This is a genomic window from Pseudomonas fragariae (ex Marin et al. 2024) (genome assembly GCF_059621105.1).
The window spans coordinates 4,441,745-4,465,596 of sequence record NZ_CM184369.1 but is presented as its reverse complement, the minus strand read 5'-3'; the positions used below and the strand labels follow the sequence as shown (position 1 = coordinate 4,465,596).

18 protein-coding genes and 2 pseudogenes are annotated in these 23,852 nt (G+C 58.6%); 15 read left to right on the top strand and 5 right to left on the bottom strand.

Features of this window, described 5'->3' with window-relative positions:
• Positions 1 to 29: 29 nt before the first annotated feature.
• Complete coding sequence (locus tag AC54XV_RS19235; RefSeq protein WP_053275858.1) at positions 30 to 443, bottom strand: YbaN family protein; 414 nt, start codon at positions 441 to 443, stop codon at positions 30 to 32.
• Positions 444 to 453: 10 nt separating this feature from the next.
• Entirely contained in the window at positions 454 to 1,041 is a 588-nt protein-coding gene (locus AC54XV_RS19230; protein ID WP_003314545.1) for a UPF0149 family protein, read from the bottom strand.
• Positions 1,042 to 1,218: 177 nt separating this feature from the next.
• On the opposite strand from AC54XV_RS19230, the gene recQ reads away from it, so the two are divergent.
• The 3 genes from recQ (at position 1,219) to AC54XV_RS19215 (ending at position 6,185) form a co-directional block, all read left to right on the top strand.
• Positions 1,219 to 3,348 (top strand): DNA helicase RecQ, encoded by a 2,130-nt coding sequence (gene recQ / locus AC54XV_RS19225; protein ID WP_003402551.1) that lies wholly within the window; start codon positions 1,219 to 1,221, stop codon positions 3,346 to 3,348.
• Positions 3,349 to 3,441: 93 nt separating this feature from the next.
• Positions 3,442 to 3,876, top strand: coding sequence for a MarR family transcriptional regulator (locus AC54XV_RS19220; RefSeq protein WP_024651731.1), 435 nt, complete (start codon positions 3,442 to 3,444; stop codon positions 3,874 to 3,876).
• Positions 3,877 to 3,971: 95 nt separating this feature from the next.
• On the top strand, positions 3,972 to 6,185 hold the full coding sequence (locus AC54XV_RS19215) for a FimV/HubP family polar landmark protein (protein ID WP_058823022.1): 2,214 nt from the start codon (positions 3,972 to 3,974) through the stop codon (positions 6,183 to 6,185).
• Between the two features lie 32 nt (positions 6,186 to 6,217).
• On the opposite strand, the gene AC54XV_RS19210 is transcribed toward AC54XV_RS19215, so the two are convergent.
• Entirely contained in the window at positions 6,218 to 6,568 is a 351-nt protein-coding gene (locus AC54XV_RS19210) for a topoisomerase DNA-binding C4 zinc finger domain-containing protein (RefSeq protein WP_003402554.1), read from the bottom strand.
• Between the two features lie 242 nt (positions 6,569 to 6,810).
• Here AC54XV_RS19210 and AC54XV_RS19205 point away from each other — a divergent pair.
• From AC54XV_RS19205 to AC54XV_RS19165, 9 genes and pseudogenes are all read left to right on the top strand, one after another.
• A pseudogene (locus tag AC54XV_RS19205) lies at positions 6,811 to 7,092 on the top strand (PAS domain-containing protein); the annotation flags it as partial.
• Positions 7,093 to 7,341: 249 nt separating this feature from the next.
• A complete protein-coding gene (locus AC54XV_RS19200) occupies positions 7,342 to 8,376 on the top strand; it encodes a methyl-accepting chemotaxis protein (protein WP_373634054.1) in 1,035 nt (344 codons plus the stop codon).
• 559 nt (positions 8,377 to 8,935) lie between these two features.
• Positions 8,936 to 11,941: an autotransporter serine peptidase EprS gene (eprS, locus tag AC54XV_RS19195; protein ID WP_111522641.1), complete on the top strand. Its 3,006-nt coding sequence runs from the start codon at positions 8,936 to 8,938 to the stop codon at positions 11,939 to 11,941.
• Positions 11,942 to 12,037: 96 nt separating this feature from the next.
• Positions 12,038 to 15,154: an autotransporter domain-containing protein gene (locus AC54XV_RS19190; protein ID WP_480468212.1), complete on the top strand. Its 3,117-nt coding sequence runs from the start codon at positions 12,038 to 12,040 to the stop codon at positions 15,152 to 15,154.
• Positions 15,155 to 15,793: 639 nt separating this feature from the next.
• Positions 15,794 to 17,137, top strand: a complete 1,344-nt coding sequence (locus AC54XV_RS19185; protein WP_129451786.1) for a DUF6861 domain-containing protein — start codon at positions 15,794 to 15,796, stop codon at positions 17,135 to 17,137.
• 15 nt (positions 17,138 to 17,152) lie between these two features.
• Complete coding sequence (locus AC54XV_RS19180) at positions 17,153 to 17,437, top strand: hypothetical protein (RefSeq protein WP_011268614.1); 285 nt, start codon at positions 17,153 to 17,155, stop codon at positions 17,435 to 17,437.
• Positions 17,438 to 17,473: 36 nt separating this feature from the next.
• Positions 17,474 to 17,818: a hypothetical protein gene (locus AC54XV_RS19175; RefSeq protein ID WP_024642229.1), complete on the top strand. Its 345-nt coding sequence runs from the start codon at positions 17,474 to 17,476 to the stop codon at positions 17,816 to 17,818.
• Positions 17,819 to 17,900: 82 nt separating this feature from the next.
• Positions 17,901 to 18,269 carry a hypothetical protein gene (locus tag AC54XV_RS19170; RefSeq protein WP_011268612.1) on the top strand — a complete coding sequence of 123 codons (369 nt, stop codon included), beginning with the start codon at positions 17,901 to 17,903 and terminating at the stop codon, positions 18,267 to 18,269.
• Positions 18,270 to 18,693: 424 nt separating this feature from the next.
• The gene (locus AC54XV_RS19165) at positions 18,694 to 18,984 is read left to right on the top strand and encodes a hypothetical protein (RefSeq protein WP_058398917.1); all 291 of its coding nucleotides are present in this window, start codon (positions 18,694 to 18,696) and stop codon (positions 18,982 to 18,984) included.
• 52 nt (positions 18,985 to 19,036) lie between these two features.
• Here the strand turns inward: AC54XV_RS19165 and AC54XV_RS19160 are convergent, their stop codons facing one another.
• Entirely contained in the window at positions 19,037 to 19,612 is a 576-nt protein-coding gene (locus tag AC54XV_RS19160) for a BRO-N domain-containing protein (RefSeq protein ID WP_058823018.1), read from the bottom strand.
• Positions 19,613 to 20,041: 429 nt separating this feature from the next.
• On the opposite strand from AC54XV_RS19160, the gene AC54XV_RS19155 reads away from it, so the two are divergent.
• Together AC54XV_RS19155 and AC54XV_RS19150 are read left to right on the top strand one after the other, a co-directional pair.
• A complete protein-coding gene (locus AC54XV_RS19155; protein WP_480468209.1) occupies positions 20,042 to 21,595 on the top strand; it encodes an McrB family protein in 1,554 nt (517 codons plus the stop codon).
• The gene (locus tag AC54XV_RS19150) at positions 21,592 to 22,848 is read left to right on the top strand and encodes an McrC family protein (RefSeq protein ID WP_011268608.1); all 1,257 of its coding nucleotides are present in this window, start codon (positions 21,592 to 21,594) and stop codon (positions 22,846 to 22,848) included. Before AC54XV_RS19155 ends, AC54XV_RS19150 begins: the two co-directional genes overlap by 4 nt.
• 177 nt (positions 22,849 to 23,025) lie before the next feature.
• Here AC54XV_RS19150 and AC54XV_RS19145 read toward each other — a convergent pair.
• Positions 23,026 to 23,300: pseudogene (locus AC54XV_RS19145) on the bottom strand (ribonucleotide-diphosphate reductase subunit beta); the annotation flags it as partial.
• Between AC54XV_RS19145 and AC54XV_RS19140 the strand changes: the two are divergent.
• On the top strand, positions 23,227 to 23,556 hold the full coding sequence (locus AC54XV_RS19140) for a hypothetical protein (RefSeq protein WP_480468218.1): 330 nt from the start codon (positions 23,227 to 23,229) through the stop codon (positions 23,554 to 23,556). The pseudogene AC54XV_RS19145 and the gene AC54XV_RS19140 sit on opposite strands and share 74 nt — an antisense overlap.
• Positions 23,557 to 23,852 lie beyond the last annotated feature (296 nt).

The following is a 23,852-nucleotide window of genomic DNA, read 5'->3' as shown; positions in this document are numbered from 1 at the left end:
TGTTGCGGTGGCGTCCGCCTGGGGCGGAGCTACCTCGTACGATCGCCCGGCGCTCGCGTCTTCTGCCTGAGAATATAGAGCGTCACCAGCACTGCGCTGGTCAGCATGAAGACGCGTGCCCAGGGGGAGGGCACCAGGTAGCAGGACAGGCTGATGCTGAGCCACATCAGGCCGATGGCGTAGACCTTGCCCTTGAGCGGGATGCCGTTGCCTTCGAGGTAATCACGAACCCACGGACCGAGCTGCGGGTGGTTGACCAGCCAGTCGTAGAAGCGCGGAGAGCTGCGCGCGAAACAGGCAGCGGCCAGCAGCAGAAAAGGCGTGGTGGGCAGCACCGGCAGGAAGATGCCGATGACACCCAGCACCACGCTCAGCCAGCCGACCGCTACAAGCAGATAGCGCACCGACTTATGACGGCTGGTGCGCGGTGAGCCTTGCGCCATAGGCGCCGACTCAGTGGTGGCGGGGCTTGAGGATCGCCGGCTTTTCGTCCGGTGCCTGGCAGAGCAGGTACAGGGCGGTCAGCGCTTCGGGGATCTGCACGATCATGTCGTCCATCAGGTTGGCGTCCTGGGCGATGTCGGCGAACTCCGGCTGCTCGTCGAACAGGCCCGAACCGACCATGATCGGCAGGAGCATTTCGCTGACTTCTTCCTCGGCACTTTCGAACCAGGCGTTTTCACGCAGGAACACGCCTTCCATGAAGCCGATGCACCAGCCGCGCAGGTCGGAATCATCCGGGTCGTCGCCCAGGTCCAGATCGCAGGGCAGCTCGAACTCTTCGTCCGAAGCCAGCTGGCGGGCAATGTGTGCCTTGAGGGCGATCAGCGTCGCTTCGACTTCTGTCTGTTGCGCTTCGCTGGAGTACTGCGGCGGCTCGGAGAACAGCGCGTCGATCCACTCGCGTTCCGGCACCTCTTCAGCGCAGATGGACAGGGCGGTCAGGTAGCCATGCGCGGCCACGTAGTCCAGTGCTTCTTCGTGCAGTTCATCTGCATCGAGGAAGACTTGCAGGCGGGTTAATTGCTCAGCGAAGGACATGGAAGCGCTACCTTGAAAATAAACGATGCTGGATTCTAGGCCCTGAGCGTCCGTGGCGCCAGCGCGCAGGCCAATTGCAGTTAATTTCGACCGCTCATGTCCCAGTCATCCATTGCTCCCGAGTGCTCGGGTATACTCCCCCGTTTTGCAGTGCAGCAGGATATTCCGGGGTTTTTTATGCTTGAGCAGGCACAACGCGTACTTAAAGACATCTTCGGTTACGACAGCTTTCGTGGTCGCCAGGGTGCCATTATTGAGCGTGTAGCCAGCGGTGGTGATGCGCTGGTGCTGATGCCCACCGGTGGCGGCAAGTCCCTGTGTTTTCAGGTGCCGGGGCTGTTGCGTGACGGGCTGTGCGTGGTCGTGTCGCCACTCATCGCGCTGATGGACGACCAGGTTGCCACACTGGATGAGCTGGGCGTGTCGGCCGCTGCACTCAACTCGACCCTCAGCGCCGAGCAGCAGCGCGACCTGGCGAACCGCATTCGTCTGGGCGAAGTCAAAATGCTCTACCTCGCCCCGGAGCGCCTGGTCCAGCCGCGCATGCTGTCATTCCTGCAAAACCTCAAGATCGCCCTGTTTGCCATCGACGAAGCGCACTGCGTGTCGCAATGGGGTCATGACTTCCGCCCTGAATACCTGCAACTGGGGCAACTCGCCGAGCTGTTTCCAGAGGTGCCGCGCATCGCGCTGACCGCCACCGCCGACAAGCGCACCCGTGAAGAAATCGTCACGCGTCTGCACCTGCAGAACGCCGAGCGCTTTCTGTCGAGCTTCGACCGGCCCAACATCTTCTATCGCATCGTGCCCAAGGAACAGCCGCGCAAGCAACTGCTGGCGTTTCTTTCCGAGCGCCGCAGCGACGCCGGTATCGTTTACTGCCTGTCGCGCAAGAAGGTCGATGAGGTCGCCGTATTCCTGAGTGACAACGGCTATCCCGCGCTGCCTTATCACGCCGGTCTGCCGTCCGAAACCCGGGCGGCCAACCAGAAGCGCTTTCTCAACGAGGAAGGGCTGATCATGGTTGCCACCATCGCGTTCGGCATGGGCATCGACAAGCCCAACGTGCGTTTTGTCGCGCACATGGACCTGCCCAAATCGCTTGAGGCTTATTATCAGGAAACCGGCCGGGCAGGGCGTGATGGCCTGCCCGCCGATGCCTGGATGGCCTACGGTCTGCAAGACGTGCTGATGCTCAAGCAGATGCTGCAGAATTCCGAAGGCGACGAGCGCCACAAACGGCTGGAGCAGCACAAGCTCGATGCCATGCTGGCCCTGTGCGAAGAAACCCGTTGCCGTCGGCAGACCCTGCTGGCCTATTTCGACGAAGACATGCCCAACCCGTGCGGCCACTGCGACAATTGTGTCGATGGCGTGCAAACCTGGGATGCCACCGAACCTGCGCGTCAGGCGCTGTCGGCCATCTACCGTACCGGCCAGCGTTATGGCGTCGGTCATCTGGTCGACGTGTTGCTCGGCAAGTCCAACGACAAAGTAGAGAGCTTCGGTCATCAGCACCTGTCGGTGTTCGGGGTCGGCAAGGCGCGCACCGAGTCCGAGTGGCGCTCGCTGTTCCGCCAGCTGGTTGCGCGGGGTCTGGCGGACATCGACCTTGAAGGCTATGGCGGCCTGCGCCTCAGCGAGACGTGCCGCCCTTTGCTGCGGGGCGAAGTTTCTCTGGAACTGCGCCAGGACCTCAAGCCACAAACCACGTCGAGAAGCAGTTCCGGCAGCCCGGCCAGTCAACTGGTGCGTGGCGAAGAGCGCGAGCAGTGGGAAGCCCTGCGCGCGCTGCGCCGCAAGCTGGCTGAAGAGCACGGCGTGCCGCCTTACGTTATTTTCCCGGACTCGACCCTGCTGGAGATGCTGCGCAGCAAACCCGGATCGATGGCCGAGATGGCCAAGGTCAGTGGCGTCGGTGCGCGCAAGCTGGAGCGTTATGGCGAAGCCTTTCTCGAAGTGCTCAGCGGCAAGGCCGAGGCACCACGTGTGGTCGCCGATGTGCGTCACGAACTGATCAGCCTGGCGCGCGCGGGTATGACCCCGACGCAGATCGCCGGTCAGTTGCAGTGCTCGGAAAAGAATGTCTACACCCTGCTGGCCGAAGCCATCGGCAAGCAGCAGTTATCCATCGAGCAGGCTCTGGACTTGCCGGAGGACCTGCTGGGTGAGGTGCAGGACGCCTTTCTCGACGGCGAAGGCGAACTGCCGCCGGTGTCGGCGATTGCCGAGCAGTTTGCCGGGCGGGTGCCTGAGGGTGTTTTGTATTGCGTGCGTGCAGCGCTGCAATCGGAGTTTGAGGTATAACGGCGTGCGACGAAACGTCACCGCCTCACGCTTGCCTGATCATAAGGACCATGCTTAGCTCGCTAATAATTAGTTTGAATCACGAGTTACCTTATGCCATTGACTGACGAACATCGTTTCGGGATGCAACTCGGACACCTCACCCGGGGCTGGCGCGCCGAGCTGGATCGTCGGCTGGCCGATCTTGGCCTGTCCCAGGCCCGCTGGCTGGTTTTGCTGCACCTCGCGCGCTTTACCGAACCGCCCACCCAGCGCGAGCTGGCTCAAAGCGTTGGCGTAGAAGGCCCCACCCTGGCGCGTTTGCTCGACAGTCTTGAAAAACAGGGCCTGGTGCAGCGTCAGGCAGTGCTCGAAGATCGCCGTGCGAAAAAGATCCTGCTCAGTGACACGGCATTGCCCCTGATCGAAAAAATTGAAAACATCGCCAATGTATTGCGTATCGAGTTGTTCGAGGGCGTGAGCGAGGAGGATTTGCGCGTCAGCATGCGCGTGCATTCGCAGATTCTGGCCAATCTGGAAAGATCCTGAGACGAAGCTGCGCATTCTCAACCATAATCGTTAAACGGATACTGACGTCCATCTGATTACGTGAGAAGCCTGCCGTGGTTTCCATAAGGGTTCGCATGCTGAAGAGTTCACTGGCTGCTGTCGAAGGTGCAGGTCGCAAGGCGCGCGAGGCATTTGGCAAGGGCGTGTTGGCGGTTTCGTTGCTGACCTGCTCCACGCTGGCGTCGGCGTTGGGCCTGGGTGAAATCACCTTGCATTCGGCGCTCAACCAGCCGTTGGATGCCGAGATTCAGCTGCTGGAAACCGGCGGTCTGAGCAATGAAGACGTGGTCGCCCGGCTCGCTTCGCCCGAAGCGTTCGCCAAAGCAGGCATGGAACGCGTGTTCTTTCTCAATGATCTGCGCTTCACGCCGGTACTGCGTGGTGACCGCGGCGTGATCCGGGTGGTGTCCAGCAAGCCGGTCACCGAACCCTACCTGAGTTTTCTCGTTCAGCTGGCGCGGCCGAATGGCGATTTGCTGCACGAATACACCTTGCTGCTCGATCCTGCCACCTCGGCGCAAGGCCTGGCCGCCACGCGCAGCCGCAACCAGCAGCGCTCGGCCAGCTCCGCCTCGGAAAGCCGCATGCCGGTCGCTCCACCGGCGGCCGTGCAGGGCAAACACTATACGGTTGCCAGTGGCGACACGCTGAATGGTATCGCCAGCCGCTTGCAGGGCAACAAGGTGTCGGCCAGCCAACTGGCGGACGGCATTCGTTCGCTCAACCCGCAGGTCTTCGCCGCAGGCGCCGGCTCTGCGCTCAAAGTCGGCCAGGACCTGTTGCTGCCGGACGCCGCAGTGCTGCCAACCGCCGCAGCGCCTGCCGCAAGCGCTGCGGCGCCGTCGCCAAAGCCTGCCGAACTGCAGCGTACCGCCGAGCAGTTGTCGGCTGCTGCCATCGAAAACCAGCAATTGACTCAGTCGCTGGAGGCGCTCAAGGCCCAGACTCAGGAACTGCAAGAGCAGATGAGCGGCAAGGACAAACAGATCATTGCTTTGCGCAGCGATCTGGCCACGGCGCAATCCGCCGCCACGCCAGCTGTACCTGCACCTGCAACAACCACACCTGCACCCGCCACGCCGGTAGCTGCGCCTGCCGCTCCTGCGCAACCTGTTGCTGCGTCGGGCAGCGATTCCTTCCTGAGCCTGCCGATACTGCTCGCTGCCGTATTGATCGTACTGCTGCTGGTGGCGTTTGCTTATTCGAAGCGACGTCAGCAGCGCAAGGAATCAGCGGCACCCGGAGTCACTCCGGATGACCCGCTGATCAAGCCCGCTCAGGCCGCCATGCTGCCGGTGTTCGAAGTGCCTGCCGTGGCGCCGCAACCCGTGGTGCAGAGCCCGACGACACCGGCACCGGCCAAACCTTCGCCAGCACAACGTTCCGCTGGCTCTGCCCCGGATGCGCTGGACGGCGTGAGTATTTACATCGCCTACGGACGCTTCACCGAGGCGATGGGTATTCTGCGCAGCGCCCTGGAAACCCAGCCTGAGCGTGATGACATTCGCATCCGCCTGCTGGAGTTGCTCGCTGAGCAGGGCGACGGCAGCGGCTTCGTTCGCGAAGAACAGGCCGCGCTGGAGCATGGCGTCGATCCGCAGACCATTCAGGACATCCGCGATCGCTTCCCGCAACTCAAGGCCGCCGAGGTCGCTCCCGTGGCGGCAATCGTCCCGGCTGCCGCGCTGGCAGCCAGCACACTGTCGTTCGAGAAATCCGAGCCCGAGCCTTCGCGCTACCTGCAGCCCGAGCCTGAGCCAGAACCCGCCGCGCAGCTGGATGAAAGCGCCGCTGCGGCGCTGAATCCGCAGCCCGCCGACGAGTTTCAGTTGAACCTGGATGACCTGTCGATGGACGCCGATTGGGACCTGGTCGACCCGTTCGACAGCCCACCGCCGCGTGCCAAGCCTGCCGCTACGCAAGCCCCCGTTGAAGTCGATCCCGGTTTTTCTTCGGACCTGACCCAACTGCCGGAAGTCTTCGAACTCTCGGACGAACAGTTCCTCAGTGATTTCTCCGAGCCCGAGGTCGTTGAGCCTGTTGAGGTAATCGTGCCATCCGCCGCCGACGGCCTGAGTGACGATTTCCTCGACAGTTTCATGAACGATGACGCCGATTTCGACCTGCTGGACCTGGAAGAGCCGCCGCTCAGCCAGATCAATCAGGCGCAGGTGCTGATCGAGGACGGCGATCTCGAATCGGCCCGTGAAATCCTCCAGCAGATCATTGACGAGTCCGACGAAGAGCATCAGCGCATGGCGCGGGAGCTGCTGGCCAGCATCAGCTGAGCGCAGCTCTTGAGGGGCGACCGGTCTGGCGTTTAGCGAAAGATCGGTCGGATCCCCCGGCATTTCGGATAGGCCACACAACCCCAGAACTCCCCGGCGTTCTTGCCGGTGCGCGCCACCTTGATCACCATGGTTTTCCGGCAGTGCGGACATGCAGGTGCCGCAGGCTCCGTCGCGGGTGTTGGCGGCGCAGCTTGACGGGGCTTCTTGTCGGGTTTGGCGCGGCGGGTTCTGACCGGCGCTTGTGGCTCAGGCGACTGCACTGCAGGCGTAGCGGGCTCCGGGGGCTGTCGCTGGCTCGGTGTGCCTCGTGCAACCCGGCTCCATAAGCCGCGCAGTGCCTTGATCAGTGATTTCAGCGCAGAGGCCGTGTTGCGTGCCATGGGATTGCCTTGGGTCGGGTCGCGATCAGGGCAGCATGGTGCATGCATCCTCGTCGTGGCGCAAATACCTGACTCGGCCCTCATGCCTGCCGTTTATTGAGCGGCGTAACCCCCGAGCGCTTTTTAAACCCTGAGTCCTGTGGGGAATAACAGTGCATCATGGCTATCGGCTGTTTTTGAAATGCTGTGCTACACCTTCAACAGCTGCCCTGAGTATCAGCATTATCACGGAGCGATTCTTAATGCGCGTCAACATGCCTATCACGCAGACTGAGCGGACTTTTCCGGCCTCTGAACGTCTGATCTCTACCACCGACCTCAACAGCCACATCACTTACTGCAACGACGCTTTCGTCACCCTGAGCGGCTTTACTCGCGAAGAGCTGGTCGGGCAGCCGCATAACCTGGTGCGCCACCCGGACATGCCAGCCTCGGTGTTCGCGCATATGTGGGAAACCATCAAACAGGGCAAACCGTGGATGGGCGTGGTCAAGAATCGCTCCAAGCAGGGCGATTACTACTGGGTCAGCGCTTATGTAACCGCGGTGTACGAAAACGGCCGTATCGTCGGGTACGAGTCGGTGCGCTCGCTGCCGACCCGCGATCAGGTGCGGCGTGCCGAAGCACTCTATGCGCGGTTGCGGGCTGGCAAGGCGGCGGTGTCCGCCAGCAGCTCGGCGGCCTATCACCTGATTCGTCAGTTACCGATGATTCTCTGCGCGCTTGCGCTGGCTGTGGGTGTTTACCTGCTCGACGATTTGCCGTCGATCATCATGATCCCGATTGTGATGGTCGTGTTGGGCGTTTTTCTTGAAGTACGTCAGCGCAGCAGCATCCGCAAAACCCTTGAGGAACACCCCAAGGCCTTCACCAGTGCACTGATTGCGCTGACCTACAGCGACAGTCGCGGCCCGCAGGCGCAGCTCGACCTGGCCATGCTCAGCGAAGAGGCGCGCCTGCAAACGGCCCTGACGCGACTGGCGGATACCGGCGAAAGCGTGCGCCAGCATGCCGGTCGGTCAGCACAATTGTCCCTGCGCCAGGCCGAGTCGCTGGATCAGCAGCGCAGCGAGGCCGATCAGTCAGCCACGGCTATCAACCAGATGGCGGCGACCATTCAGGAAGTCACCCACAACGTGCAGAACACTGCCCATGCTGCCGAAGAGGCCGACAAGCTGGCGCAACAGGGGCGTGGCCTGGCCGATGAAAGCCTGTTGGCGATTCGGCACATGGCCACCTCGGTTACCGACATTGGCAACGCCGTGGGGGAACTGGCTGATGCGACTCAATCGATCGGCAGTGTGGTCGATGTGATCACCTCGATCGCTCAGCAAACCAATTTGCTGGCGCTCAACGCAGCCATCGAAGCGGCGCGTGCCGGTGAACAGGGACGTGGTTTTGCGGTGGTGGCCGACGAGGTACGCTCGCTGGCGTCTCGCACGCAGTCGTCGACCGAGCAGATCCAGCAAATCATCACCTCGCTGCGCGATGGCGCCGACCGGGCGGTAAAGACCGCCAGCAAGGGCGAGCAGATCTCTCAGGAGAGTGTCGCCAGCGTTGAAGCCGTGCAGAAGGCGCTGGATGGCATCAGCCAGTCGGTGACCCGCATCACCGGCATGAGCCAGCAGATGGCGTCGGCGTCTGAAGAACAGAGCCACGTCGCGGAAACCATCAGCCAGCAAATCACCCGCATCGCGCAACTCTGCGACGAGAGCGCCAGCCAGGCGCAGCAAGGCTCGCAGATCAGCAGCGAGCTGGAAGAAATGGCGCAGTACCTGCACAGTCTGGCGGAACGGTTCAGCCGCTAGGCAGGCCACTCCCTGGATAGGACGCGGAGCGTCCTGAACGGCATTACCACGCGGAGCGTGGGAACGATATCGACCGCCACTTATTGTGCCCATCGCTTCGCGTCCTGGTGCCGTGCTGCGGGGGCTTGATGGTGTTCACGCAAGCCCCAGCCCACCTCTATCGTGCCCATCGCTCCGCGTGGGCATGCCATTCATGACGCTCTGCGTCAGCTTTTTCCGGGAATCTCCGAATGGACATTTGTTATTACCGGACAAGTCTCGGTGCTTTCAGACAAGTAACGCCGTTGGCAACTATTACTGGAAACAGTGGGTAGAGCGCAGGAAAAACAAGTTGCGTGCAATTAAATGGCCACTACTCAATAATTCAACGGCACAATAAAATCCAAAATAATCTCAATAGATTCAAGCGCCTATCAACGATATATATGTTCTGCGATGCGTTTTCCTTATGTCTTAACCTTTGTATCAGAATTGAAATAAAACTGTTGCCAAGTTTTAAACTGCGGACTATGTTCTGGAATCGCTCAATCAAGAGCCAACCAGTATCAGGTGTGCAGGGATGCAAAAGTCGAAGTGCGTGGGTGTTGTCCGTCATTCGTTCAAGCCTGTAGGAACAGGCGCGCTGTGTGCGCTGTCTTTTACGTTTGGCTGCTCGGCTTATGCTGACTATGTCGAGCAGGGCAAGCCGGGTGACGCGGCCAGCTGGCGGTCGGCAGAATTCCAGAGCGACTGGGGTCTGGGCCGTATCCAGGCTGATCAGGCCTACGCCGCCGGCATCACCGGGGCAGGCGTCAAGATCGGTGCGCTGGACTCGGGTTTCGACCCGTCCCACCCGGAAGCCACGCCGTCCCGCTACCACGCAGTCACCGCCACCGGCACCTACGTTGACGGCTCACCGTTCAGCATCACTGGCGCCATCAACCCGAACAACGACACCCACGGCACGCACGTCACCGGCACCATGGGCGCGGCGCGTGATGGCGTCGGCATGCACGGCGTGGCCTACAACGCCCAGGTATACGTCGGCAACACCAACCAGAATGACAGCTTCCTGTTCGGCCCCAACCCTGACCCGCAGTATTTCAAGGCGGTGTACGGCGCCCTGGCGGATGCGGGCGTGCGCGCCGTCAACAACAGCTGGGGCAGCCAGCCGGCCGACGTGACCTACGCCACCGAAGCGGGCGTGCGCGCTGCCTACGCTCAGCACTACAACCGCGGCACCTGGCTGGACGAAGCGGCGAATGTCTCGCGCAAGGGCGTGATCAACGTCTTCAGCGCAGGCAACACCGGTTACGCCAACGCCAGCGTGCGCGCTTCGCTGCCTTTTTTCGAGCCGGATCTTGAAGGTCACTGGCTGGCCGTGTCGGGCCTCGACAGCAGCAACGGTCAACGCTACAACCAGTGCGGCCTGTCCAAATACTGGTGCATCACCATGCCCGGTCGGCTGGTCAACAGCACCGTGCCGGGCGGCGGCTATGGCGTCAAATCCGGCACCTCGATGTCCGCGCCGCATGCCACCGGCGCACTGGCGCTGGTGATGGAGCGCTTCCCGTACATGACCAACGAGCAGGCGCTGCAAGTGCTGCTGACCACCGCCACCCAGCTCGACGGTTCGATTACTCAGGCACCGACCAACAGCGTCGGCTGGGGTGTGGCGAACCTGGAGCGGGCGATGCGTGGTCCGGGCCAATTGCTCGGCACCTTCGATGCCAATCTGGGTGCAGGGTTGACTGATGTGTGGAGCAATAATATTTCCGATCAGGCGCTGCTCCAGCGTCAGGCCGAGGACAGCGCCGAGCAGGCCACCTGGCAGCAGACGCTGATCAGCAAAGGCTGGCAGAACGGTGTTGCCAGCACCGCCAGCCAACAGGATCAAACCGATTACGCCACCGGCACCGCTCGCGCCGCCGCTGCTGCACAGCGCCAGTATCAGGGCAGCCTGATCAAATCCGGCGCAGGCCGCCTGATTCTCGACGGTGCCAACACCTATCGCGGTGACACCTTGGTCAACGGCGGCGTGCTGTCGGTCAATGGGTCGCTGGTGTCAGCCGTGCAGGTCAACGCGGGCGGTACGCTGGGCGGCAACGGCCAGATCGGCGGGCTGACAGCACGCAACGGCGGTATTGTCGCGCCGGGTAATTCCATCGGTACATTGCAGGTCAATGGCGATGTAACCCTCGAGCCGGGTTCAACCTACGCCGTGGAGCTTTCACCAACCGCCAGTGACCGCATCGTCGCCACCGGCAGCGCCACTGTGTCAGGCGCGAACATGACACTGGCGCTGGAGAATGCGACGCCAGTGGCCTTGAGTGCTGCACCCGTCCAAAGCGTGGTCGGTCGCCAGTACAACGTGCTGCAAGCCGCCAATGGCATCAACGGTCAGTTTGGCAGCGTGTCCTCCAACTACGCCTTCCTCGGTGGTCGACTCGACTACGCAGCCAACGCGGTCGCACTGAACGTCGAGCAAACCGCCGCTTTCAACAGCGTGGCGCAAACCCCCAACCAGGCTGCGGTGGCGACTGCCGCCGAACAACTCGGCGCCGGTAACGCGGTGTACGAAAACCTGCTGCTTACCCAGAGCGCTGCCTCTGCACGCGACAGCTTCCAGCAATTGTCCGGCGAAATTTACCCGGCCATCGGCAGCGTGTTGATCAACGACAGCCGTCAGGTTCGCGATGCCGTGGGTGAGCGCCTGGGTGCCAGCGTGTTCGGCACTGATGGCAACACTGCCGCACAAGACAACGTCTGGCTCAAGGCGCTGGGTGCCTGGGGCAAGACCGACTCGCGTGACGACACAGCGGGTTACACCTCTTCGATTGGCGGGCTGCTGGCCGGTGTCGATGGCAACCTTGCCGATGACACGCGTCTGGGCGTCGTCGCAGGCTACAGCGACAGCTCGTTGAACATGGGCTCCGGCACGCATTCGCGGGCGTCGGTGGACAGCTACCATTTGGGTGCGTACCTGGGCCATGAAATCGGTGCACTGCGCCTGACCCTCGGCGCCGCACACAGCTGGCATCGCATCGATGCGCAACGCGACGTGCAGGTCGGCGGTGCAGCGGGCAAGGAGAAAACCAAACACGATGCGCAGAGCACCCAAGTGTTCACCGAGGCGGCGTATCGCATTCACCTGCAACCCGCCACGCTTGAGCCGTTTGCCAATCTGGCCTATGTCCACCTGAACACCGATGGCTTCACCGAGAAGGGCGACGCTGCCGCGCTGTCTGCCGGTAGCGACAACCGTGATGCGGTACTCAGCACTCTGGGCCTGCGTGCCCTGAAGACCATCGCGATCAGCGACCGGCAGAAGGTCGACCTGTCCGGCAGCCTCGGCTGGCAGCACAACCTGAGCAACACCGATTCCGAACAGCACCTGGCATTCGCTTCCAGCGGCAACAGCTTCGGCATCGAAAGCTCGCCGCTGGTGCGTGACGCCGCGCTGGTCGGTGCTCACGCCAGTCTGGCGTTGAGCAAGGATGCCAGAGTCAGCCTTGATTACAGCGGCCAACTGGCCAGTCGTGAGAAAAGTCACGGTGTCGGCCTGAGTCTGAACTGGCAGTTCTAATCTAAGCAGTAGACAACCCTAAACCCAAAAGAACGACGCGCATGCAGATGCATGCGCGCGGAGATTCGTGCGCGTTAACTAAGGACGGTAATTTTCATGAAAGATGCATTCAGTACCCGACACACCTCTGTCAAATCCCTAAGACAAGCCATTCGAGCGGTCAATCGCGCCTCTTGCGGCGCGCTCGCCTGCTACCTGGCGACACTGGGCGTGGCTCATGCCGCACCTTATGTAGAAGCAGGGCAGGCAGGCAACGCCGCCAGCTGGCGCAGCGCCGAGTTCAATGCCGACTGGGGCCTGGGCGCGATCAACGCTGATCAAGCCTATGCCGCAGGTTACAGCGGTAAGGGCATCAAACTGGGCATCTTCGACCAGCCGGTCTACGCCCCGCATCCGGAATTCGACAGCCCCGACAAGGTGGTCAATCTGGTCACCAGCGGCATCCGCGAATACACCGACCCGTACATCCCGGTGAAGGCGGGCGACGCTTTCCGTTACGACGGCGCACCGAGCCTGGACTCCGGCGGCAAACTCGGTAACCACGGCACCCACGTCGGTGGCATTGCCGGTGGCAATCGTGACGGCGGGCCGATGCACGGCGTGGCCTACAACGCGCAAATCATCAGCGCCGACAACGGCGACCCGGGCCCGGAAGACGGCATCGTGCTGGGCAACGACGGCGCGGTGTATCAGGCAGGCTGGAACGCGTTGGTCAACAGTGGCGCACGGGTCATCAACAACAGCTGGGGCATCGGCATCACCGACCGTTTCGACAAAGGCGGGCGCGATCCGGCGTTCCCGCACTTCACCGTGCAGGACGCACAAGTGCAGTTCGACCAGATTCGCCAGATCCTCGGCACGCGTCCGGGTGGCGCGTATCAGGGCGCGATCGACGCAGCACGCAGCGGCGTGGTAACCATCTTCGCCGCTGGTAACGACTACAACCTCAACAACCCCGACGCGATGGCAGGGCTCGGCTACTTCGTACCGGAGATCGCGCCCAACTGGCTGACCGTCGCCGCCCTGCAACAAAACCCGGATGCCGCAGCGGCCGCTACCACGCCCTACACGTTGAGCACCTTCTCGTCGCGCTGCGGCTACACCGCCAGCTTCTGCGTCTCGGCACCGGGCACGCGCATCTACAGCTCGGTGCTCAACGGCACCAGCCTGGCAGACCTGACCGTCGGCTGGGCCAACAAGAACGGCACCTCGATGGCTGCGCCTCATGTCGCAGGCAGCATGGCCGTGCTGATGGAACGCTTCCCGTACATGACCGGCGCGCAGGTCGCCGACGTCCTGAAAACCACCGCCACCGACCTTGGCGCGCCGGGCGTCGACGCGCTGTACGGCTGGGGCATGATCAACCTCGGCAAGGCTATCAACGGCCCGAGCCTGTTCGTTACCGAAGCGGACATTCCTGCCGAGTTTCGTATCGACGGCGCCTACGGCGACAGCCAGTTCGTGGCCGACCTGCCCGGTGTTGGTGCGATTGTCGATGCCGGCAAACCGACCCAACGTACCTGCAGCGGGCCGCAATGCGGGCTGGACGTGTGGAGCAACAACATCTCCGGCCACGGCGGCCTGACCAAACAAGGCATCGGCACCCTGGTGTTGACCGGGGCCAACAGCTACAGCGGGCCGACGCTGGTCAATCAAGGACGCCTGGCCATCAACGGCTCGCTGGCCTCGGCCGTCACCGTCAACAACGGCGGCATTCTGGGTGGTAATGGCAGCGTCGCGTCGCTCAACGCCAACCAGGGCGGCACCGTTGCGCCGGGCAATTCCATCGGCACCCTGCAAGTGGCGGGCGACCTCAACCTGGCACCGGGCTCGACCTACGCGGTCGAGTTCTCGCCCACCGCCAGCGACCGCATCGTGGTCGGCGGCACCGCGACCGTGAGCGGCGCCAACATGGCCCTGTCTCTGGAAAACGACAATCCCGCACTGCTCAGTAGCAACCAGACCCGCAGCGTTCTGGGTCAGCAGTTCAACGTGCTGCAGGCGGCTGGCGGCGTTCAGGGTCAGTTCGGTTCTGTGACCGATAACTACGCATTCCTGGACGGCAACCTGGCCTATACCGGCACCGGCGTGACCCTGGCCCTTGCACGCAATGGCGACAGCTTCGCCAGCGCTGCACAAACCGACAACCAGCGCAGCGTGGCCCAGGCCATCGAGCAACTGAGTGCGGGCAACTCGGTTTACGAGAGCATCATCCTCAGCCAGGACACGGCCAGCGCACGCCGGGCGTTTACCCAACTGTCGGGCGAAGTGCACCCGGCCATTGCTACACAGCTGATCAACGACAGCCGCCAACTGCGCGACGCCGTGGGTGACCGTCTGCGCGTGGAAGGCTTGTACGACCAGCCAGCACCGGGCAGTGAAGACAACTCGGTGTGGGTCAAAGCGCTGGGTGCCTGGGGCAAAAACAGCGGCAGCAGTGACAGCGCCAGCTCGACCTCATCGCTGGGTGGCCTGCTGGCAGGCGTCGACGGCCTGATCAGCGAACACACCCGTTTGGGCGTGATGGCAGGTTACAGCGACACCTCGCTGAGCCTGGGCGACGACACCCACTCGCGGGCCTCGGCAGACAGCTACCACCTGGGCGCCTACATCGGCCACGAACAGGGCGCACTGCGCCTCACCGCAGGCGCGTCGCACAGCTGGCACCGCATCGACGTGAAACGCGATCTGCAATTCGGCGCGTTTTCCGACCGTCAGAAGGTCAAGCGCGACGCCCAGTCGAGCCAGGTGTTCACCGAAGCCGCCTACCGCCTGAACCTGCAACCGCTGGCACTGGAGCCATTCGCCAACCTGGCTTACGTCCACTTCGACAGCGACAGCTTCACCGAAAAAGGCGGCGCCACGGCCCTCAAAGGCAGCGACGACACCCGCGACACCGTGCTCTCAACCCTGGGCATGCGCGCCGGTAACCGCTTCAACCTCAACGACACCCAAAAACTCGACGTCTCCGCCACCCTCGGCTGGCAGCACAACCTGAGCGACACCTCGTCGGAACAACACCTGGCCTTCGCCAGCACCGGCAACAGCTTCAACGTACAAAGCGTCTCCATGGACCGCGACGCCGCCGTCGTCGGCGCCCGCGCCAGCCTGGCACTGGGCAGGGATGCGCGCATCAACCTGGACTACAACGGTTTGCTGGGTGCGCGGGATAAAACCCACGGCGTGGGTCTGTCGCTGGACTGGCAGTTCTGATGGGGGATGCCTGCGGGGTGAAGTAGCCCCGCAGGCTCTAGACACCTAGCTTGCCCATCGCTCCGTATGACTATCGTGCCAATGCTCCGCGTTGGCACGCATTTCGTGACGCTCTGCGTCATATCCAAGCCATCAGGCAAATGCCTGATCACTCACAACTCCGGCTTCTGGCCGTAGGCCGTGGGGCGCACCGGTCGACGTTTCGCTGACCCGCTTCTGCCCGTAGGGCGTAGGAGCGAACTTGTTCGCGATCTGCCGGGAACCGGCAGCAAAACCTGTGCACCCGGTATATCAGGTTCAAACGAGGTCACCAGTTTCAGGGCCGCTTCGCAGCCCATCGTAGCCGTCTTCACCTACTGAAGCGCCTACGCCTTCCGTGTAGAAGCTCGTTCTCCGAATCGGTCACAGGGCTGGTATATAGATTTCATTCCTCCGCTCGGAGACGATATCCAAATTCAGCTTCACATCTTCCCCACACGCCCGAATAGGACTCAGGCAAAGGCTGTTTTTGAACAACCAACGCTGATGTACGAATTTTCCGAATTTTTGCAGGTGCCATGCGGCTCTTGGAATTTTTTGCACTTCTTCTGTTAAGTTGCTCAGGCAGAGCTGTATCAAGAATTGTCAGGGAGACACTGAATGTTCTTTTTTCACATGCTGCCCTCATGGGATGACATACGGCGAAAGCTTGACCGTGACATCGAGCCCTACAGAGGGGGCCATTTTCGCACGCATCGAAATGAACCCGTCCCGTCGCCCGCGCTGATCATTCGCCGGTTCAATTGTGTCCGGTCCGCGTTCGACCGCGCCGAATGGGAGGCTTGTCGCATACTGGGACAACGTTTCGTTGACCTCGACATCTCCAGCATCATCAAGGACTTGATCGACGTAGTCACACAGATGGCCATGATCGTCGTCGGCAGTGCTTTTGTCGGAGGGGTCGCCGGTGCAAGCGCGGGCGCACTTTTTTTCGGGGTGGGTGCTGCTCCCGGTGGTTTAATGGGCGCTGCATTAGGGGCGCAGGCCAGTACTTTCATACTGGGGATTCTTGGTCTGGAATCCATCGCTGAATCTGTCGTCGATGGCTTTCCGCGCATCATTCATTACTACACTCGCGGTATCAGCACAGCATGGCAAGGCCCCCGCGAACAAGGGTGGAGTTCCTTCATGGGAGACGACCCGGTCGCACAGAACAGTGCGGTTCAGGAAATCGCACAAGGGCACGTTGAAGTAGTGATTCTGCTATTGGGCGCGATGGTTCAGTACATCACACGCGGCCGCGGTAACGCTCGTGCCTTGGCAAATGAAATGCGGGCCAGCGCCAAAGGCGAGCGACTGGGCCAGTGGATGCTTGAGCATGAAAATGACCTGAAGAAACGACCTGATTTGCAGAGGCCGGAGCCGGGTAGGGGGGCGCTGGAAGCTCAAGAGGCTTTGTCAACAAATCGCTCAAAGACCGCAGACGCAGCTAAACCAGATGCATTGGATCAAAAAACTGTTTCAAGCAAGATAGATCCAAAACAATTAGATCTTGTAACGGGCCACCCCAACGCACACTCCCTAAGTGTTCACGGTGGCAAAGTCTCTGATGGAGACCTAATGCTCCGGGCAAAATCAGCCATTAAGCCGAACGGAGACGTCGGCCCGTCAGTCCCACCTTTATCATCGGCTTTCCACAGCGATGAATTATTGATTTTTGCTGACCAAACCATTAGAAATGGTGGAGCTTTGGAAAGGGCTATAGCGCGCCAACCAGGCCAAGATGTCATAAGGGTTACGGCTCAAGAGGCAGGCGATATCGGCGTTGATCTTGGAAGAGGTTTCAAGCGGGTATTACCCACTGGTAACATCCTTAAAAACCTTGAGACAAATGGCGCTCCAGAAAAGCTTGAAAATTTGCGAAGTGTAGAAGGCTTGTATCAGTATAATCCCAGCAAGAAAATTTGGGAGACAATTACTATTTTTCCAGCACCTGCTCCCTAAAAAGGTAAGGCATTTATGAAATATGAGAATGTTCGGCACATGCTAAAGACTGTTTTTTGTTCGGATTTTAATCTGGCAGAAGACGTTGCTATAGGTATATATGTTAATAGCCTTAATTCTAGTGGCAAAACAGATGAGATGAGGTATGAGTTAGCTGAATGTCTTCGTGATCAAAATGTTTCTTGGCGAGACATGTTAGTAAATGATGAGTACGAGGTCTTGGATTTTGAAACTGAGCAGGAAGCTAAGGATTATATTAAAAGGATTCTGTGGCAGCCATTGGATGAAAAAACCAATTGAAATTTACGAGGCGCTCGTAGGAACTTGAGTGGTCGCATGAAGAGAAGTTATCAGGCAGTTTTCATAGTTCCTACAGGCGCATCTAAGGTTCTAGGCGATTATGGGTGGGAGTTTAATAGTCTTGAAAGGCTTCCTGAAAGTATCGGAGAGTATTTGGTTGGGTGTTTGGGTCTTAAGTTTGAAGAGGAATACGCAGGCATCAAGAAATATACCAACGGTCAGATAAATATGTCGATTTTTCTTGACGACAATAATGAGGTTGAGAGTATCTATTTTCAAGCTTTCGAAAGTTTCTTGGCGGAAATTTATAAGGCATGCCAAAATGAAGCGGTTTTTTCGGGGGCGGAAATATTTATTTCCGAGGAACTAAAAAGCCTTTAGTGCTAAAGGGGTATGTGTCTCACTGAAGTTGTGCAATGGTGAAATCGATAGCTCAGCAAAAAGCCAAGGCTCAGGATTTTAAATGTTTGTTAAACAGTGTGAATGGATCTCGAAAGATGCTCTAGAGGCAATGCTGACAATCGGTGATGCCGAGACTCAGTGCGTAGCCTTTTGTCATCCATGTCATATGAATGTCGGGGACATGCTGCTTGAGCCTGTCCTTGCGATATCAATAAAAAATGTAGCCAAGATGGCGGCAGGCTCTCAGCCATACGTACTACGTATTGACGATGGATTCGTTCATGAAATTCTGGCTGAGGTGGCTAGTGTTGAAAAATCGCTGGTGGTTGCGGGTGAAATCACTATTGAATTGGATGATGTACTACCCGGAGACATCAACGTCGGAGATATGATCAGTTTCTCCTGTGGACGTCTTGATGTGATTTCCTGACTTTTAAAAGTGGTATTGCCAAGATGACGATGTGTATCACGAGTCTTCGTTGCACTGCACACTCTGAATTGGACACAGAGCCTCCCAAGCATCATCACCACTTAGAGCGCTCGTTGTTATACATAAGTCTGTTTTCGATTCTGGCAGAAGGTTTAGTTCACCCCACTGGGGTTACATCTAGTCTGCGACGTCGTTTTTTAGCCCTTTTTCCGAACTCACTCGGATTTTTGTATAGCGACAAGCGCATTCACGTGCGCCCCATATAGCGGACCCTGTGCGCTATGACAAAAACCTCACACGTCTCAAAACTCCCTCCCGCGACGTGACAAGACCCGGACAAGGACCTCACTAAAAATTGATGGCCTAGTGATGCCATGGTAAAACCTTGCAACAGACACTCGTCTGCACTCGCTAAGGAATAGCCATGAAAAAGACAGGGACAGGCCTCTTCGCCATACTCGCGTTGCTCTGCGCCTTCACCGTACAGGCCAGAGAAACCCAGGTAACAGACGCCTCAATCGTCAAAGCCATCATCCAGGAATCCATCGACAGCTACCCCGGCAACTGCCCATGCCCCTACAACTCCGCCCGCAATGGCAGTCAATGTGGCAAACGCAGCGCGTACAGCCGCAAAGGCGGCTACGCACCCATCTGCTACAAGGAAGACGTTACTAAAGAAATGATCAACGACTACCGACGCCGCCTGAAAGACTGACCCGACGAGACGCAATGGCCGTCACCTACACGGCACGGCCATCACCACGCATTCAACCCAACCGAGAAGCAGGCAACACCGCCCGCCACCAAGGCCTGCCTAAACTACGTGGCCGCGCTTCAACCTGCATCTGCGGATGCGCCAACAGCATCGGCATATCCCGCAACCGTATCCACGGCTCGCTGTGCCAGTGCAACATACTTACCGACAACCCCGGCCACTGCAGCATGCTCAGGTTCGGCGTGCAGTCATCGAACGGCACCTGCCCATCCCGCAACGCAGGCACCACCTCATGGGTAATCCACTGCCGTAACCCACGATTCTCTGCGTGATAGTGATGTACCATCATCGCGTACGCCCCCGACTCACTGACCATCAGCTCTGACTGTGTTTCGCCGTGCAGGTCGAGCGTGATCATCCGGTGCTGGTCAGCGTCCAGCTTGCGCAGCGTTCGCTCGTTCAATGGCCAGCCGATCATGCGACCCAGATCGCGGGCACTGAACCAGGGTTGGTTTTCGAGGAGGAGGGCGAGGAGTTGGCGGTTGTGGCGGTGGAAGGGGGTTGGGGTGAAACCGGCACACACCTTGCGCGCCTGACAAGCGCTTGCCCGAAATAAATTGCTTAACATGCTGACCTCTACGTATGAGCTGAAATGACGTTAAAGACCAACGTAGAGCGGGCGTAAGAAAACCCAACTGAGCGGATCAGCAAGGCCGAGATTCCCGTTTGATTAGAACGATTGGAATCTGGGGCTATGGTGAACTCACTGCATCTACGTTGGGTGTTTCTTAGGCACCGGCGCATACGATACGGGCGCTGGCAACGTGTCGATATCGGACTGGGGAGTGAGAGGATGTCAGGGGTTTCCGATCTTCAGGCGAGGTATCGGGCTAAGCAACCCATATCGTTCCAACGCTCCGCGTAGGAATGCAGTTCGCGACGCTCTGCGTCGCATGCTCAGGGCTGCTACATAAACACGACACCACCGACGCTTCGCTTTACCCATGCTGGCAATCTAGATACTGTTGTCGGACTTTTCCTACAGGGACGTTCGGCAATGCCTTCGCTCAATCAGATTTTCTTCGGTCCGCCCGGTACGGGGAAAACCTACGCCACAGTCGAAGCTACGTTGCAGATCCTTGGTCAGCCTTTTCTTGCTAAAAACCTTGATAATCGGTCAGCGCTGAAAGCTCGATTTGACGAGCTGCTTGCAGCAGGCGACGTGCGCTTTGTGACCTTTCATCAGAGCTTCAGCTACGAAGACTTTGTTGAAGGGCTTCGCGCTACGACTGATGAGCAAGGCCAGATCCGTTACGAAGTGGTCTCAGGCGTTTTCAAAAGCCTCTGCGAGTCAATTGCGAGTGAACTGAGCGGAAAGTACCGAGCATTCAAGGTTGGTGAGCGCTACGGCACAGGCTATAAGGTAATTCGAGCAAATGACGATATTCTTGAGTTAGAAAAGCCAAAAGGTAAAAATTTTGGCCTTGCTATGAGTCTACTTAATGCTCTGGCTGATGACGTTTCTCAAGGTGTACTGAGTGTTAATGATTTGAGCACAGGTAATTGGGAGGAAAAACTACCGAACTCTACTTATGATCCTTACTTGGTCAAAGGTTATCGCAATATTGTTCCCGTATTGATTGAACACATGCTCAGCAAGCGAAATGAAGATTTCCGGACGGCAGAGGTCGCTCAGAGTGAACGGCCAAAAGTGCTGATCATTGATGAGATCAACCGAGGCAACGTCTCGCGCATCTTCGGCGAGCTGATTACCCTCATCGAACCTTCCAAGCGTGCGGGCGCATCAGAGGCACTCGAGGTTACGCTGCCCTACTCGAAAGAGCGCTTCAGCATCCCCGGCAACATTCACTTGATCGGCACCATGAACACATCTGACCGATCATTGGCCGCACTTGATATTGCCCTGCGTCGTCGCTTCACGTTCATCGAGGTGCCGCCTAACCCTGAGCTGCTTGAAGATATAGAGGTTGATGGCATCGCTATCGACGAATTGCTCAGTGTGATGAACCAGCGTATAGCAGTCCTGCTTGATCAAGATCATTGCCTGGGGCACGCGTACTTCATGCCTCTTGAGAACGATCCGACCTTGGAGCGGCTGGCAGGTATTTTTCAAGAGCAAATCCTGCCGCTACTTCAGGAGTATTTCTTCGAAGATTGGCAGCGTATCCAGTGGGTCCTCAACGACCACCGCAAAGCCCCAGAAAATAGGTTCTTGATCCAGCCGAGCCAAGACTTCAGCGTGCTGTTTGGAGATGCTGTCACAGTGGGGCAGAACAACGAACGTTGGGAATTGAATCTGCCTGCATTCGACAATATCGAGTCATATCTGGGCGTGATCGATCACAACCTGAGCGTCAGCGCGCCGCTGGAAGCGAAGAGCGTCAGAACGGAAGGCGTAGACATACGACAAGCCGCCAATGGCAGTATTGAGGTCTATCGTGGAGGCCAGCAGGTCAAACCTGCCAAGCCACATTTGCGAGAGATTGCCAGCAAACATGGCCTACCTATTACATCAGCGTCGGGCATCAAGCTGAACACGCGGAGCCTCGGGCGTAAGATCATCAAGTTCCTTAGCGAACAGCAAAGGTGAAAACCACCGTAACGGTCCGAGAATATGCTCGGCTGACAACCAGCAATGTTCTTAGCCCGACGCTCGACGTAGCCCAGGTATCGCCCTCGGCTTTCGACTGGCTCTGCGAAACCAGTTCCCGCTTTAGCAAAGCGGGTGCCGCACTGGTTCAAGTTGAAGGCCGCCGCTGGCTTAAGCTCGATAACTACGTTGGCGCGCTGGAAACACCCTGCGGTACGCGTATCGAAATCCTGCCTAAGCATTTTGAACAAGGCGACTGCATCCAGCAAAGCCGCGCGTTGCTCAGGCGCATGATTCAGAGGTCATTAGACCTACCAACCCGTAAGGTCGGCGCAACCGCGTTACAGCGCTTCGATGCGCCGTTGACCGAATGGGTAATGAGCAGCTTTCTGGAAGCGCTCGACCACCTCATCAAACGCGGCCTTCGCTTCGACTACCTACGAGTCGAAGAGGAACAGCGATATTTGCGCGGCCAACTCAACACCGCCCGCCAAATGCGCCAACCTCCTGGCCGACAACACCACTTCCAAATTCGTCACGACGTATTCCTGCCCGACCGGGCCGAGAACCGTCTTCTCAAAACAGCGTTAGGTATCGTCTGTAAAACCACTCAAGACCCCAGTAACTGGCGCCTCGCCCACGAACTGCGCTCACTGTTGCTAGAAATTCCAAGCAGCCGAGACACCGCTCAAGATTTCAAACAGTGGCGCCACGATCGGCTCATGGCTCATTACCAACCTGTGAAGCCGTGGTGCGAACTCATCATCCAACAGCAAACGCCACTGGCGATTGCGGGCGAATGGCAGGGCATGAGCTTACTGTTCCCGATGGAGAAACTGTTCGAACGCTACGTGGCTGCGTGCCTGAGGGATTCGCTGCCGCCAGACGCTACGCTACACACGCAGCGCAGCAGTGAGTATCTGTGTACTCATGAGGGCAAAAAGGTCTTTCAGCTAAGGCCCGATCTCATGATTACTCAGGGGGAGAAGAGCTGGGTTCTGGATACCAAGTGGAAGCGGCTGGACAGCGAGCTTGGTAGCAAAAATTATGGTCTAAGCCAGGCGGATTTTTACCAGCTGTTTGCGTATGGGCAGAAGTATCTAGGCGGACAGGGGGATCTGGTGCTGATTTATCCGAAGCGGGCATCGTTTCAGGAGGCGTTGCCAGTTTTTGAGTTTTCGGAGGGGCTGCAATTGTGGGTGGTGCCGTTTGATTTTGATACGGGATATTTGATGTGGGCGATGCAGCATTAATAACTGAAATGTGTCATCTATCAATCAATGGTTCTGTGTTTTCTAAATATTCTGTTTAGATTTCTCCGTTCCGTCTAAGAGAAAAAAAGGCTGCCAATTGGCAACCCTTTTCGCAGAAACCATTTCATGCAGGATGAAATGGCTTCAGGTCTTAACACGGTTCTACAAGCGAGATCATCAATCCCAGCTCAACGCCCCACCTGTCTGATACTCAATAACCCGAGTGCTCAAAGAAATTCCTCTCTTTCTTCAAGGCGATGATCTCGCTCATCCAAGGGAACGGGTTGGTCGTCTCTGGACATTTTTCCTTCAAGCCAATCTGGCTCAGACGGCGGTTAGCGATGAAATTCAGATAGTCCTCCATCATCGCATGCGTTCATGCCGAATACGCCGCGGGGCATGGTGTCGCAGGCGTATTCGATTTCCAGCTGGGTGCGTTGCTGGATCATCTGCGCGCACATTGCGCACGGGGGACTCTATGGTCTGATGATTGCGATGCCGCTAACGGGCTACTTGGGCACGCGGGCGCCTACTGACTTCGGACTGTTCAGCGTGACAGGCTTCAATGAAACCAAGCGGCTGGCCAGCCAATCGAGCAGCGCCTTGAGCAAAGTTCAAACCCCGAGCCCACCGATCAATCCAGCACCTCCAGATAAGGTTATATGCCCGCTTTTTGCTGTGACAAATGAAGCGAAAACGGATTATTGAATGCGGGATGGTTGCACTGGTAATGCGGGACAAGCACTTTATTTCTGTTTTTCTCTTTGTAAGTGTCAACGCTATTATTGCAGGTCTAGCAGCTTATCCGGGGTCAGCGTCTTTTTTTCGTCGGTTCGGGCCGTTCACGACTTAGGGGAAAATAGAAATTCGCAGGCTGGAAGTATCAAGGTGCTACTAGCCGGCACTGTCGGCACATCGATGACATTCTCCCAAGTCCCTATGGCAGTCATGCAGACAGGGCAAGCCAGGTTCTGACATCCGGTTTATCTGCGACAAACTTGTGC